The organism is Prosthecobacter sp. Pr1 (assembly GCF_057652315.1).
The window spans coordinates 1-15,156 of the sequence record NZ_JBYFBS010000026.1 but is presented as its reverse complement, the minus strand read 5'-3'; the positions used below and the strand labels follow the sequence as shown (position 1 = coordinate 15,156).

Genomic DNA, 15,156 nt, shown 5'->3' with positions numbered 1-15,156 from the left:
CGCCAGCAGTCCACGCCGTGCCTTGATAACAAAAGCATCCTGCCAGACCGCCCCCTCATTCGTGGGTCCAACCTTTTTACCTCCCCCGGCTTACAAGGCTTGCCCGCACCCCGGTTCTCTGAAACATTGCCCCCGTATTTCCTCTTCACCCGTGAACCCTGATCCGGCCAAGCCAGCTCCACCCTCCTCCTCAAACGAGGATGCGAAGTTCATGCCACCCGCTGAGGCACCGACAGGAATGATCACTCTGGGCCCGGAGGACGTGACCATCGCGATTCCCAATCTCAAGCCCGTGACCCCGCCAGTCACGCCCAAGCCTCCCGCTCCCGAGCTACCCACCGGCAATATCACCCTGGGCCCCGAAGATCAGACCATCGCCATCCCCAATCCCAGCCGCAGTCTCCCTGCGGCTACGATGGGCAGCGGATCGAATCAAAAATTTGCGCCCTCTTTGGACACCGGCAACATCACGCTCGGTCCGGAGGATCAGACCATTGCCATCCACACGGGCAAACCGGGCACCCTGCCCGGTGCCGCCACGCTTCCCGGCGCCTCCACCATGCCGAGCCACGGCGGCCTCCCTGCCGCCACGGCGGGCTCCATGGCCTCCATGGGCACCACGTCCAGGCCGCGCTCCCACATGGAGTCCCTCACCGGCAACGACGGCTGGATCGGCGATCGCTACCGTCTGCTCGACAAACTGGGCGAAGGCGGCTTCGGCGTCGTCTATCGTGCCGAGCAGGTGAAGCCCATCCACCGCATCGTCGCCATCAAGATCGTCAAGGCAGGCGTCACCTCCTCAGACATCCTCGGCCGCTTCGCCATTGAGCAGCGCACGCTCGCCATCATGGAGCACCCAAACATCGCCCGCATTCTGGACGCGGGCGAGACAGACATCGGCGCTCCCTTCTTCGTCATGGAGATGGTCAAAGGCCGCTCCATCACCAGCTACTGCAAGCAGAACGATCTCAATCTGCGCCAGCGCCTCGCCCTCTTCATTCCGGTCTGCCGCGCCGTGAATCATGCCCATCAAAAGGGCATCATCCATCGCGACATCAAGCCCGGCAACATCATGGTCATGGACGAAGCCGGCAAGGCCGTCCCCAAAGTCATCGACTTCGGCATCGCCAAGGTTCTCGAAGGCGAAGGCTCCGGCCACACCATCGCCACCGGCGTCGATCAACTCGTCGGCACCCCCGGCTACATCAGCCCGGAGCAGATCGAAAACGGCAGCTCGCATGTCGATACCCGTTCAGACGTCTATGCCCTCGGCGGCGTCTTCTTCGAGCTCGTTTGCGGCCGCGCTCTCATCACCCCTTCGGACATCGCCGCAAAGCCCATCCACGTCCTGCTGCGCGATCTCGCGGAAAAAGATCCCCCCAAGCCCTCCACCATCGAGCCCACCGTTCAGGGAGACCTCGACTGGATCGCCCTCAAGGCCCTCGAACGCGACCCCAACCGCCGCTACGGCAGCGCCGACGATCTCGCAGACGACATCACGCGCTACCTCAGCTACGAGCCCATCACCGCGCGTCCGCCCAGCAGAAGTTACCTCATCGCCCGGTTCGTCCGCCGTCACCGTGTCGGCGTCGCCGCCGCCATCGCCATCTCCCTCGCCGTCCTCATCGGCGGCATCACCAGCACCGCCCTGTACTTCAAAGCGGAGCGCAACCGCATCGAAGCCGAGCTCGGCCGCGAAAACCTCAAAAAATCCTTCAGCCGTTCCGACGAGCAGATGGCCCGCCAGTTCTCCGAGCGCGGTCAGTACAATGACGCCGTCGCTTATCTCACGCGCTCCTTGCGCACAGATCCCACGAACGAGCTTTCCTCCACCAATCTCCTCTCGCTCCTGGCAAACGTTCACCTCATTCGTCCGGACACCGCCCCGCTGGCCCTGCCCGAAGGAACCGTGGAAGCCGCCAAGGTGGCCGTCAGTCGTGAGACAAACAAGGTCGTCGCAGCCTCCTTCCTCAAGCCCAAGGCCACCCCCGGCCAGGTGGCCGTGCGCGCACCCCGCCGTGAAATCATTTCCATCTGGGACATGAAAACCGGGGAGCGCACCGATCATCCCGTCCCGCCCGGCGTGGAAGTCACCTGCCTCGATGTCACCCCCGACGGCCAGCACGCCGTCGTCGCACGCGACGATGGCAATGTCGAGCTCTGGACCCTCAAAGACGGCAAGCGCCGCACCCTCCAGCCGCGCCTGCCAAACATCGTCACCTGCATCGCCTTCTCCGGCAATGGTACCAAGCTCCTCGCCGGCAGTGAAGTCGATGCCGCCGACATGGGCTCCATCCACCTCTGGGACCTCCGCCAGCCGCAGGACCCCGCCGTCGTCATGAAGCAAAAAGGCGCCGTCGGCGAGATCGCCGTGGACAACGACGGCGTCTTTGCCGCCTCCATTTTCAGCGGCAGCCTCATCGACCCCACCGGCCCAGGCGGCGCCGCCACCACCTGGGATCTCCGTCTCGGCAAGGCCGTCGGCGATCCCATCGAGGTGGACAAAGGCCTCCTCCATGTCGCCATCGAGCCCGTGCAGGAGTTGGTCGCCCTCGGCATGAGCAAAGGCGAAGTCTTTGTCGGCAGCTTCCGCAATGCGGGCGAGGTCCTGCCAGCTCTGGTGCATCCTTCCTCCGTGACCTCGCTCGCCTTCAGCGCCGATGGCCAGTCCGTCGTCGTCGGCGACGGGGGCGGTTACGTCCACGTCTGGAATCTCAGCAACGGCCAGCTCCGCTATCCCATCCGCAAGCATGACGGCGAAATCATCAAGGCCATGCCCGCCGCGGACACCAGCCTCATCACCACCGTCTCAAGGCATGGCGATGTCAGCGTGTTCGACATCCAAACCGGAGCCCTCCTCTCCTCCCACATCGATCACACCGTCAAAGACGCCAAATTCACCCGCGACGGCTCTCTCCTCGTCCTCGCTCCCGGCGGCAATCCCTTCGTCCAGGCCTGGGACGTCCATGAGCGCATGTCCGGTCGCAAATTCGTCGATGTCCTCGACAAAAATCTCATCACTCGCATCAAAGGCCCGGACAATTCGCCCGAGCAGCTCCGCTACTCCGAAGCCGGCGGCGCCAACCGCAAAAAGACCATGTACGCCGCCGCAGATCCAGACGGCACGGTCTTCATCTACGATGCCAAAACGCTCAAGCCCCTCGGCAAGCCCTTCCATCATCCGCCGGCCGTCGGAGCCGTCACCCTGAGCCAGGATGAAAAACTCCTCATCACTTCCGGTCGCGATCGCGCCGTGCGCGTCTGGGACATCGCCACTCGCCAAAACATCGTCACCATGCAGCACCACTCCTATGTACCGGTGATCGCCCTCAGTCCCGATGATCAGCGTCTCGTCACCGTCACGGATGAAGGCGAACTCCGCGTCTGGGAGCTCCGCACCGGAGACTGCCTCACCCCCGGCATCCGCGATACCCCGCGCAGCAACAATGAGGAAGAAGGCATCGTCGTCGCCCGCGTCTCAGATGACGGCAGCAGCGTCCTCTTCCGCGTCGCCGGCCACGGCTTCTTCAGCGCCGCCATGCCCCCCAAAGGCACCACCTTGCCCGAGTGGTTCCTGCAGCTCGCCGAAGGCCTCGCCCGCCTTCGCCTCACCCCGGCAGGCAACATGGAAGAATTGTCCTTGGAGGACTACGAAGCCGCCGTCGCCGCCATTCCCAAAACGCCCGCCAAAGGCGAAGAAACCGCCGTCACCTGGGCCCGCTGGCTCCTCGCCACCACCTCCACCCGCCCCCTATCACCCTTCGAGCGCCAGTCCTTCGAAGACTACCTCGCCTCCCTCAAGCAGCAGGGCTCCCCCGCCGCCGCCCGCGAGCTCCTCCGCTTCCGTCCCAAAGACCGCGACGCCGCCGACCGCGCCAAACTCCTCGTCCCCGCCCCGCCGAAGTAGACCGCGCGAATTACGTGCCCAAGGCGACGGGGTTTCGCTTCGCGGCTTCGCAGCCCGACCCCGTTCATCAGCACCAAAGGTGCGTCCTGTCGCATGGCAATGCCTTGGACCCATGCGCCGCAACGGGTCCCGAAACTGATCATTCGCTCATCATCCTCTCGCCCAACCAGCGTGAACTGGTCCGCACTCTCCGAGTGCGGTTTCTGGAGGCGCACACCTCCTCCCCGACCCTCGCAAACCCAGCATACGTATTGTAGTCCCGCCTTCAGGCGGTTCCGGACGAACGACCACAAACCATCCTTCCGCCCCGCCCCTCCGCAAAAGCTCAGTCACAAAAACCGCAAAACACACCCTCAGCAAAAACGAATCCCCATTTTGCGCCTTTTTGCGGCCACTTCATCCCCACCGCCGCGCACCTGCTGCCCGACCTCGCAAACCCAGCGCCCGTATTGTAGTCCCGCCTTCAGGCGGTTCCGGACGAACGTCCACAAACCACCCTTCCGCCCCACCCCTCCGCAAAAGATCAGTCACAAAAACCGCAAAACACACCCTCAGCAAAAACGAATCCCCATTTTTGCGTCTTTTTTGCGCCTTTTTGCGGCCACCTCATCCCCACCGCCGCACACCTCCTCCCCGACCCTCGCAAACCCAGCATACGTATTGTAGTCCCGCCTTCAGGCGGTTCCGGACGAACGTCCACAAACCACCCTTCCGCCCCACCCCTCCGCAAAAGCTCAGTCACAAAAACCGCAAAACACACCCTCAGCAAAAACGAATCCCCATTTTTGCGCCTTTTTGCGGCCACCTCCGCCCTCCGTCATTCTCACCCCGCCACCACCGCCGCACGCGCATTCTCCTCCGCGCCCGTCTTCTGCAGGTAATAATCATAATCCCCCGCATACGCCGTCACCTTCCCATCCACGATGTGCAGCACCTTCGTTCCCAGCGACCGAATGAAATGCACGTCATGGCTGATGAACACCAGCGTCCCCTCAAACTTCTGCAGCGCCAGGATCAGCCCCTCGATCGCCCAAATGTCCAGATGCGTCGTCGGCTCGTCCATCAGCAGCAGGTTCGGCGGATCCACCAGAAACTTCACCAGGTTCACCCGGCTCTTCTCACCACCGCTCAGCACCCGGCACTTCTTGTGCACGTCCTCACGCTTGAACAGGAACGACCCCAGAATGCTCCGCGCCTCATCCTCACGCAGCTCCGGCGCCACACGCTTCAGCTCCTCCAGCACACTGCAGTCCGGGTCCAAAGTATCCGCCCGGTGCTGCGAGAAATACCCCAGCTTCACATTCGTCCCCAGCTTGCGCTCACCCTTCTGAAACGGCACCTCGCCCGCCAGAATCTTGATCAGCGTCGATTTCCCAGATCCGTTCGGCCCCACCAGCACCGTCCGCTCCCCACGCTCGATCTCCAGGTCCAGGCCCTTGTACACCTGCTTCGTGCCATACGCCTGATGAATGTCCGTCAGCGCGATCAGGCGCTGCCCGCTCCGCTGAGGCTGCGGGAAGTTAAAGCGGAAGCCCTTCCGCAGCGGCCGCGGCTTGTCCAGCTTCTCCATCTTCGCCAGCTGCTTCTCACGGCTCTGCGCCTGCGATGCCTTGGATGCCACCGACCGGAACCGGTCAATGAAGTCCTGGATCTGCTCGATCTCCTTCTGCTGATTCTTGTACGACTGCATCGCGCGCTCGTAGTTCTCCTCGCGCTGCTTCAGGTAGTCACTGTAGTTCCCCTGGTAGGACTGCAGCTTCCCCTCCTCGATCTCATACACCTGCTGCACCAGCTCATCCATGAAGTCACGGTCATGCGAGATGATCAGCAGCGCCCCCGGGTAGTTTTTCAGGTAATTCCGGAACCACATCAGCGACAGCAGGTCCAGATGGTTCGTCGGCTCATCCAGCAGCAGCAGATCCGGCTCCATCACCAGCAGCCGCGTCATATGCGCACGCATCACCCAGCCACCGCTGAACTCCCGCGCCGGCCGTGCGAAATCCTCCTCCTTGTAGCCCAGTCCCTTCAGAATGCGCTTCGCCTTCGCCTCCGTCTGCGGGTCCTGCAGCGCATCATGCTTCGCATGCGCTTCGAAATATTCCGGGCTCGAAACATCCCCCGCCGCCTCAAAGGCGCTCAGCGCCTTCTCCAGCGCCTCAATCTCCCCCGCCTTGCCCGTTGCCACTTCCAGCACAGTTTCGTCACCCACCGGTTCGCTCTCCTGCGGCAGAAATCCCACCGTCGTCCACTCATCCCGGATCACCTCACCCGCATCCGGCACATCGGTTTTGAGGATCAGCGAAAACAGCGTCGATTTCCCCGCCCCATTCGGCCCCACCAGCGCCACGCGCTCTCCATAGTTGATGGTCATGGATGCCGCGCTGAACAGCGTGCGGGCATTGAAAGTCTTGGTGACGTCGCGAATGGTAAGCATGGGGGCAGATCAGCTACCTCACCCCACGCCACTTGCAAGGCCAAGCATGCCCCAGGCCGCCTCCGGATCCGTACTGGGAGCGCCGATTTTTAATCGGCTCCGGCCTGCCACCCCGCACCAAGAACAACCTTCGCACCTCCCCCAATCTCCTCCACACGAAAAAGCACGCTCAGCATCAAGCCGCAGCCTTGAATTCTGATTCCCCCTTATTCGCGACCATTCTCGCGTTCACAAGTAGGAGGCCCTCGCAAAGCACGCAGGTTGGGCGCTTGGTCCTCCAACCGCCGCCAAACGTCCCCGTGCCCCCCTTTTGGAAATCACTTCGGAATTCGCCAGAGCCGCTCCGCCATAAAGACTTCGGCCCAACAAAACCCAGCGAGGTATGGTCCACACACTCTGTGTACAGTTATGGATCAGGAATCTTCCATCCAATATAGGCTACATACAGAGAACCACTCCCGTCCGTCCGAAAATGTATTCGTCCAGGAATACCTCCGGTAAAGCGAACATGCATATCAAAAAGCTCCTTTTCACCAGTGAATGGATCTTTGAACCAGCAAACGCGTTTTCGAGTCTCGCCTTCTGGAGTGGCATGAGCAAGGACCTCTTTGATTGGACGGCGAGGATCCCACGTTTGCAACGCTGTCGAGATTTCCGTTAGGGTATCTAAAGCTTGCCGGTATGCGAGAGTGCTTGCCACTAAGTCCTCCAGATTTTTTTTCACGTTCGGCAGTAAGATAACGGAAGGAAATAGCTCGTCTCTTTTCTCCCACAGCTCTTCAACATTGGGGTAACGACGAAATCCTAGCTTTCCAAGCCATTCTTCATGGACTACGACGTGTGTCTCTAACGACATATTTCGCACGGACCTATTTTGCTCCAGAATATCAGCATCCTCACCGAGAGATCGATATGCACCAACAATATATGCCTCAGACCAATCCGGGTGACTGACCAAACTGACAATTCCAGTATCAGCTAGGATGGCCCATACGACGGCGATTGAGATTATGCCGGAAGGGTCTGTTTTAAATTCAGCACCATCAACTGTCGTCCTTAGCTGTTCTAGTCCTATGCCGATTGGTGACCTCGCGTTTAAATCTCGGATAAATCCCCATTCTTCTTTGAATTCATTTCCTCCTAGGAGAGCAGAAATAGTCCATTCGGTAGAAATTGCGAGTTGTCCAACAGGGCAATCGCAGTTCAAAGAGATCTTTTTATTAACTCGTCGTAGCGATTTGAGCACATCTAAGAGCGTTGTAATCGCTTTCGTTGCTTCGTCTTTTCCCATGCTGCGCCGCCCACACGAGGCAGAATCCAAAAATAAGAGAGGAATGCTCATGACTCAAATATCGAGAAGTTCATCCAGAGCCTTGCTCCATTCATCGAAAAATCCATCAGGCCATTCACTGAAACGCCCGGTTGAAAACAAAACTGGAGAATCCACTTTGGACGCGCCTGACTCTATATCACGGGTGAAAAAGTGGACTGCTACGGCTTCGTGTGAAACAATGCCATTCTTAGCTGCAACACGTATGCCGTTAAGAAGGTGATCACTATGGGTTTCAACGACAATCTGTATTCCATCGGCGGCGCAGCGTGCCAAAAGCTGTCCTAGGGCGAACTGTCCTTGGGGATGCAAATGGGCCTCGGGATTCTCAACAAGAACTAGGGCGTTTGGAGCAGCTGAGAGCGCCGCAACAATGATTGGCAGTACGTAAGTCAATCCAAATCCCACATTCGTTGGTCGGTGTTCCCTACTACCAGAATCAACAGTTGTGCCTGTATATGCAAAGCGGAGAGACGTTACATCAGCCAGATCTACCGCAGCAATTCTCAATCTCGCACCAGGACTAATGAGCTGGAGCCAAGCTGAAGATTGGTCAAGGAGTCCATCAGTTGGAGCAACTTGAACTAGAAGTTCTGGCGAGACAGATTTGTGATCCGTTGGAAATTGCCTCTTGCATGAAACTTTCTTGCCGTAATTTTGAAGTAAATAATCAATAGTGAATTCGCCTCGGCACCCTAACCAGCCTGATTCACGTTGAGAAGTATTCGTCACCAAGTATTGAATTGCCGGTGTTATTCGGTCCGCCTGGATGTATTGGAACCCTTCCAAGAATAATTTAGCCACCACGCTGACGTCTTCTGGAATACATGTAACTTTAAGAGTATCGCTACCTTGTGTAGCATGTGCTACTATAGACAATGTGCCGTCTTCGGTTACAACCTTTATTCCGATGTCATCCTCCAAGGCAGCTTCGAATCTTATATCTTCGCTTCGACCTAGACATAGCAATTCTCCCCCTAAAAGCAGTCGTGGAATACGATTACGATTCTCTATGCTCTGACGAATCAGGGCTAGGGAATGAAGTACAGAACTCTTTCCTGAGCCGTTTAGCCCAGTTAGAACTGTTAGTGTCCCAAAATTTAAGTCGATCTTTTGAGCCGACTTAAAATTTCTTAATTCAAGACGTTTAATCATTTTAGGTTTCGTGAGATCAGTTCTCTTAGCGTACTTATTCTCATATTCGAGGCTTCTGCTGAGCCCGTCGCAGAAAGTAAGGATTGTACAAAGCTCTTGTTTGAGCTAAGCGCTTCATGAAGGTCCTTTTCAAGGCTTTGGCTTTTTCGGAGTAAAACTGAGGCATGACCGGAATCTAGCTCAGCCAGAGCGACCATTTCAGCTTCAAAGAGCCCTCTATTGATCGGTGTTCGAGCTTTTGAGCCTACGCTTTTGCGGAATGCGTGTTTGCCAAATAATTGCGTAGAGAGAGTTAAGCCACGATAAAATGCCTGCCGGGCATCGTCCCATTGCTCTGACTTCCACTGAACTAATGTATGTTCTACGACAGAATTAAGGAACTCATCCAGAGTTTGATTTGTTGGCCTTGAAAATGAAGATCCAAGTTGCCAAAGACTAACGAAACGCAGAACCAGTTCCATGTCCTCTTGCCGTGCTTTGGGTATTTTATATTCTGTGGCAATTCGAAATTCTTGGCTCTCGGCCATTTTTCGGACCTCATTCCGCCAGGGACCTGGAAAAATGGCGTTTCTAATTTCCTGAGCGATTAAAGGCATCCCGCCTTGGTTCAGTCTGGCAAAGACATTGAATTTGACAGCAGAAGGCGTGTTAGCACGGATCACATTCGCAGTGACCTCCAATTCAGATATTCTGCGTTGAAACTTGCGTTCAAGATCTATGTACAACTTACCCTCAAGTTCCTTCAGATATTGCAACCCTGATAGAGCGAGAGGTGCGAGCTGAACGCCAGTCACCCTGTTGAGTAAAGCATTGTCTTTAAAATGGAATACGGCGCATAGCCTCTGAAGTCCGTCAACCACTGCATAGCTACCATTAGAATCTTCGCTAAAGTAGAATGATGGCAGTGGAATCTTGAGCAAGATCGATTCTATCAAACGGGATTTACGTTTTATATCCCAAAGGTTGGCTTGTCGTTGAAACTCGGGTGTTAAGTCCAGTTCTTCATTGTCTAGGCGGTCCTCCAAGCTGCTAATCGTCATAGGCTTGGCAATGATATCAATCTTTGAGGGATCAAAAGGAACCTCAATAATATCAGATCCAGAGTCGCTCTCAGCTTCGAAGGCGTCGTCCGTTTCAATGCCAGTAGAGTCTGCTTTATTGACATCAATAGTTTGTAAATCGCCTAAAGGGATGGGGTATTGAAAAAAGTTTGATAAATCGGGATACGCGGAGCAAATTGTCGATTGGAATCCAGGGGCGATATAATCGAGCGCTACAAATAACGCATTGATATCTTGGTTTTTATTATCCAAATGTATCCGCTGAATAACCTGACTGCTATAGTTATTTGCGCCTAAGACCGGCATCTCCACAAGCTTGGTATATAACAGCGGTTGCTTGGTTATGATTTCGATTTTTGTAATGGATCGAGGAAGGATTGTTCCGATGCTAATCTTTACTGATTTTGTATCTGAATACCCCCCTCCAATAGAAACGCGTGTTATCTTTCCTACGGCGCGTATTCCTTGTATCCAAGAGGTCTTGCCGCCCTTGTTATTATTGGTCCCAAGCCAGACGATTGCGAAATCGTCTTCATGCAGATCCGTTGGAACCTGCTTGCAAAGAACGCTGATTGGTAGTTCCCCGGTAAAATATTGCGTGAACGAATCGATATTACGAATCTCGCTTTCGCTATCAGCGCCGAGCCGGATGATGAAAAAATTTTGCATTCCCTTTATTGATCTTAGCGATTCTATGCTGATGCACGTATTTCGTTCCTCTTAGCGGAAATAAAAACCGGTCGGCGGTCTCGTACGGGGTCACCTACTAGCGAACGCAGTGTCGAGTCAAGGGGGGGGAACAGTGTTCGACCAAGATTGTCCACGCGACGTATAATCCCCTTAACGGCATTTACGCTTAGAAAATAGTGAGGGCTGACATTGTCTTTTTCGATGATGTCAATGAATCGAGATGTGACACTTTTGACCGGGCAAGGAGGCACTGCGCCTGTGATGAAATGTTGACCATATGCGACACCGCCAGACCTCCATGTATGAGTGATGGAAGCCGTCGTGTCGCTCTGAGGGCGTAACGTTCCCGGTAAATAGTTTGGGCTTAGTTTGCTGAATACCGCGTGTTGAGCGGGCGTTATTGCTTCCCCATATTCTATTGGATTATTAAATTGGGCCAAAATGCGCTTGGCTATCCATTCAACAACCGGTACGCAAACAGCATTGCCGACCGCATGGTATCTACTGCTTTCGATTCGGCGGGTCGCAATTTTCAAATCATCACCGGGCAGGGTCCAATTTTTCGGGAACCCTTGTAGTTGCTCGCATTCAACGGGAGTGAGTCTCCTAACAGCATCGGGATATGTAACGTATGATCTTGCCCAATCTAGCCCAGTGTGTCGGCCTGAAGTCGCGGAAATACAAAAAGATACCTGAGGCACAGAAATTCCAGATTTAGGACATTTTGATTCTTCCAAAAATCCTAGCCTGACATCTGAGGGCGCGAGCACTTCCTCTGGTTCAAACAAAGTATTCAGTGCTTGCTCAGGTGAATTGAGCCAGGCACAAATAAACACACGCGGACGAGACTGCGGCACGCCAAAGTACCGGGCATTCAGTATTCGCCAAGAGACTGCGTATCCTAGCGCGGTTAGTGAGTCCAAAATACTATTAAAGTCGGCTCCCTTGTGTGCATTGAGCAATCCAACCACATTTTCAAGGAGAACTACTCGTGGTTTGTGAGCAGCTAATAAATTGGCAAACGTGTAGAACAAGCCGGATCTCGTTCCGCTTAACCCACTTCGGGAGCCATGAGGCGTACGAGCTAGTGAGAGATCCTGGCAAGGGAAGCCCGCCGTCCAAATGTCTGACTTGGGGATATTATCAGCGGTTAGGTTTAATATATCGTCGGCATTCTTGATCCCTGGCCAATGCCGTTCCAGCACACTTCTGCAAAATGGATTGTTTTCGCAATAAAATGAAGTCTCAAAGCCATTGCGTTTAAACGCCAAGTCAAAGCCTCCAATGCCAGCAAAAAAAGAGTTGAGAGGGATCGATTCAGCAGTCGGAGTTGTTGCGACTGCTTTGCGGCCTTTCTTGCTTTTGTTCAGACTTGGCATTTTTTCCACCAATTTAATTTTGTGTGCGGAGTTCAAAATAGACGATTAGTTAAATTCAAGTTGCTCTTGGGGGTCGCCTCCAAATCTCCCAGTTCGAGCTCTGCCTCGGGGCCTTTTTTTTGTTCCTTCGACGCGCTTCAGAACAGTCGTAAAATCTACGCCCTTGGATTTCATCTCGCCTAGTAGCGCGGCAATAACTGCTAGGTGGTGGGGAACCATGCCTTGGCTCGCATAGTTTGATACAGAGTTGCGATTCATAGAGATGATATCTGCAAACCCACGAACAGTGAGTCCTGCCCTATCGAGTTCGTCTATGAATGTGGAGTACGTCACGGAACCTTTGGCTGTTGGCACATGATTTAATGTTCTTTCGCACATAAATTTGTGTATGCAATCGCGTTCCGTTGATTTGTGCAGTAACCGGATTTCGGTGCACAAAAATCCAATGACGTGGGGCGCTCGGTATTCTAGGCTCATTGCAAAAATGATACTCATATGAACAGTTTTGGCAATATGAAGTCAAGAGGCGGATACAGAATAAGGCCTGGGATCGGTCGAGAGAGTCATGGAGGTTCTCATGCCCACCGTGAGCCGACCTTTCGATAAGAGGCCGGGCAAAATGTAGATTTTTCGCGGTGATTCTTTGATCGATAATATTCTGCTGCGATCTCGACCTTGGCGATCCAGCGCGCTCTTTCCGCGCAGCGCAGGCTCTGCCATTTCGGCAACCTATGCTTTTTTGTGTAAAAGTCACAGGTGATAATCACCCAAATGACCCATTCCACAAATGAATTTAAGACTTTGTTTGGAAAAAAAACGATTTCTCAGGAAAGACCGCGTGAAGCAGCCGCGCAGCGGCCTGATTCAGAAACAATTCTCAGCACATACGTAATGTCAAAACCCTCTGTCCATCGCCCAGCGCGATCATGGGACTGATTCCGATTCTGAATCAGCGTCAAATCAGCGGTTAAAAACTCTGATCTTCAGCCTGCAATTCCTGCCGGAATGACCCGCCTGAATGCAGATCATTCCTCTGCCTAACATTCCTTTGTCAAAACTAGGGCTCCGCACACGTCAGCAATGGCCGCAAAAGCACCCCAAGCGGCAATTGTCAAAGCAGCAGGACTTGCTGCCGGCAGGCTTGGAGGCAAGACTGAAAAAGGGCGGCGTACCAACCACCACCCCAATCAGCGGCGATTCACATCGAACGAAACGTCCGCAATGAGGCGCTTCAACAATCAATACCCACGATAGTAGCCCGGACCGGGCCCGTAGTAAGGACGGTTATAGTACGGGCGGTTGTAATACGGCCCATAGCCATAGCCCGTGTTGTAGTACCGGCGCTGGTCTTGCGAGTTGCCGATCGCGTTGCCTGCGAGAGCTCCCAGGCCGGCGCCAATCGCCGCGCCTTCCAGGCCGCGTCCGCTTTGATTGCCAATGATGCCGCCCACGGCCGCACCTCCCAGGCCGCCGATCACAGAGCCGGTTTGGGCGTTTGGCCCGGTGGCGCAGGAGGCCAGAGAAACCACGGCCATCGCGTTAAGAATGAACGTTTTCATAAATAAGGGTGTTGGGTTTTGATGGAGTGAACAACGCCACAGCGCTGCCCTGTAAAAAATCGCACCTCGCGTGCACAGCGGTCGTACTCCACCGCAGATGCCACACCGGAAGGCCGCTCAATGAAGCCCGTTTTTCACTCGTGCAAAAACCAGGCACCGTGCAGCAACCAGACAAAACAACCACCTCCCCAAGCTCTTTTCTCTGCCATTCCTTTGCCCACCATTCTTTTGCCAAAAACCAAAGCCCCATACCCACTGCCAGTGATCGAATAACCATCCAGAATCCAAATTTTCCGCTGCCTTGATGAGTGTCAGTCAGTGTCCAGTCAGTGGTTCAAATCCCACTCTGTCTCATCCCCAAGCTCTCACCTCAGTCATTCCCTTGCTCACCCATTCCTTTGCTAAAACCAACGGCTCCACACGCGCCACCCAGTCACCGAACTAACAATCCAAAACTCAGGATTTTCTGGATGCCTTGATCAGCGTCTCATCAGCGTCAAATCAGCGGTTAAAAACTCTCCTCATCTTCCTGCAATTCCTCCCGGAATGACCGCCTGAATGCAGACCATTCCTCTGCCTGACATTCCTTTGTCAAAACTAGGGCTCCACACTCGTCCGCAATGGCCGCAAAAGCCGCCGGCGTTCTCAACGCGACGCCGCAAGCACCGTCCGTGGCGTATGCTCCGTCAGGATCTTCGACAGCGGCACCTCCACCGCATTCTCCCGTCCCAAAAACTCCAGCAAAATCCGTACACGCTCCACACCCGTCAGCATCGCATTCACGATCCCCTTCATCCCGCGCATCGGCCCTTCCGTCAGCTCCACCGTGTCACCCACCTTCACACCCACCTCCACCTCGCAAATCTCAAGGTCCTTCATCTCCTCCTTCAGCGCCGCGATGGCCGAGTCCGGCACCGACGTCAGGTTGCCCCCGAAATCCACCACCTTGATCACACTCTGCGAGTACTTCACCGCCCGCATCGAATCATTCGGAATGAATCGCGCAAAAAAGTAGCTCGGAAACAGCGCCTCCACGAACCACACCTTGCCCCGCCGCGTGTTCTTCTGAAACCGGATGCGCGGGCAGTACGTCTCCACACCCTCCAGCCCCACCATCAGCGAAGCCGCGATATGCTCGCACTTCGGGCGCGTATGCACCACGTACCAGGCCGGGATGGTTTCTTTTTTTTCTTTCATGGGTGAACAATGATTCAAACTGCCCCTCCACAACGCCGAGGCAACCACTATCCAAAGTTTACGCACGAACAGCGTTTACGCACGAACAGCGCCAAACATCCAACTGTCCTAGAACACGCCGTCCTTTCAGTCCCTTCCGTCCTTTGTGTCCTTCCGAACAGGAGTAACACCCCCGTGAACCCCTCCGCCACCCTGTCCTTCGCAGCCTCCGCGAACAAGGCTCCGTTCCTTCAGAATCCCTTTTTTCCCCTCCTTTTTTACGCCTCTTTGCGGCCACTCAATTCCGGATCCCCCCCGCAGGAATGCCTCGCCTGCTCACAACGCCCGCATCCGTCTATCCATCCACCTCCGTTAATCCTGTCAATCATGCCATCCCGTTAATCCTGTCTCTCCGCCCGCGCACCACCCACCCCTCCGCTGACTCCACGACACGAATGGTAGCAC

General features: G+C 55.1%; 8 protein-coding genes. 1 reads left to right on the top strand and 7 read right to left on the bottom strand.

Annotated features, from left to right (window positions below):
- The first annotated feature begins 151 nt into the window (after positions 1–151).
- Positions 152–3,907 (top strand): protein kinase domain-containing protein, encoded by a 3,756-nt coding sequence (locus tag AC24GY_RS26775; RefSeq protein WP_487689288.1) that lies wholly within the window; start codon positions 152–154, stop codon positions 3,905–3,907.
- Positions 3,908–4,730: 823 nt separating this feature from the next.
- Here the strand turns inward: AC24GY_RS26775 and AC24GY_RS26770 are convergent.
- From AC24GY_RS26770 to nusG, 7 genes are all read right to left on the bottom strand, one after another.
- The gene (locus tag AC24GY_RS26770; protein ID WP_487689286.1) at positions 4,731–6,341 is read right to left on the bottom strand and encodes an ABC-F family ATP-binding cassette domain-containing protein; all 1,611 of its coding nucleotides are present in this window, start codon (positions 6,339–6,341) and stop codon (positions 4,731–4,733) included.
- 406 nt (positions 6,342–6,747) lie between these two features.
- The gene (locus AC24GY_RS26765) at positions 6,748–7,683 is read right to left on the bottom strand and encodes a hypothetical protein (RefSeq protein ID WP_487689284.1); all 936 of its coding nucleotides are present in this window, start codon (positions 7,681–7,683) and stop codon (positions 6,748–6,750) included.
- Between the two features lie 3 nt (positions 7,684–7,686).
- On the bottom strand, positions 7,687–8,826 hold the full coding sequence (locus AC24GY_RS26760; protein WP_487689282.1) for an AAA family ATPase: 1,140 nt from the start codon (positions 8,824–8,826) through the stop codon (positions 7,687–7,689).
- On the bottom strand, positions 8,823–10,556 hold the full coding sequence (locus AC24GY_RS26755; RefSeq protein ID WP_487689280.1) for a GmrSD restriction endonuclease domain-containing protein: 1,734 nt from the start codon (positions 10,554–10,556) through the stop codon (positions 8,823–8,825). The genes AC24GY_RS26760 and AC24GY_RS26755 overlap by 4 nt, the downstream gene beginning before the upstream one ends.
- A gap of 23 nt (positions 10,557–10,579) precedes the next feature.
- Complete coding sequence (locus AC24GY_RS26750; protein ID WP_487689278.1) at positions 10,580–11,992, bottom strand: DNA cytosine methyltransferase; 1,413 nt, start codon at positions 11,990–11,992, stop codon at positions 10,580–10,582.
- Positions 11,993–13,194: 1,202 nt separating this feature from the next.
- On the bottom strand, positions 13,195–13,515 hold the full coding sequence (locus tag AC24GY_RS26745; protein WP_487689277.1) for a YMGG-like glycine zipper-containing protein: 321 nt from the start codon (positions 13,513–13,515) through the stop codon (positions 13,195–13,197).
- Positions 13,516–14,160: 645 nt separating this feature from the next.
- Positions 14,161–14,712, bottom strand: a complete 552-nt coding sequence (gene nusG / locus AC24GY_RS26740) for a transcription termination/antitermination protein NusG (protein ID WP_487689275.1) — start codon at positions 14,710–14,712, stop codon at positions 14,161–14,163.
- Positions 14,713–15,156 lie beyond the last annotated feature (444 nt).

Bases quoted from the DNA above. Each gene is read 5' to 3' on its own strand.
- AC24GY_RS26770 (WP_487689286.1), bottom strand. From the start codon at position 6,341: ATGCTTACCATTCGCGACGTCACCAAGACTTTCAATGCCCGCACGCTG.
- AC24GY_RS26765 (WP_487689284.1), bottom strand. From the start codon at position 7,683: ATGAGCATTCCTCTCTTATTTTTGGATTCTGCCTCGTGTGGGCGGCGC.
- AC24GY_RS26760 (WP_487689282.1), bottom strand. From the start codon at position 8,826: ATGATTAAACGTCTTGAATTAAGAAATTTTAAGTCGGCTCAAAAGATC.
- AC24GY_RS26755 (WP_487689280.1), bottom strand. From the start codon at position 10,556: ATGCAAAATTTTTTCATCATCCGGCTCGGCGCTGATAGCGAAAGCGAG.
- AC24GY_RS26745 (WP_487689277.1), bottom strand. From the start codon at position 13,515: ATGAAAACGTTCATTCTTAACGCGATGGCCGTGGTTTCTCTGGCCTCC.
- nusG (WP_487689275.1), bottom strand. From the start codon at position 14,712: ATGAAAGAAAAAAAAGAAACCATCCCGGCCTGGTACGTGGTGCATACG.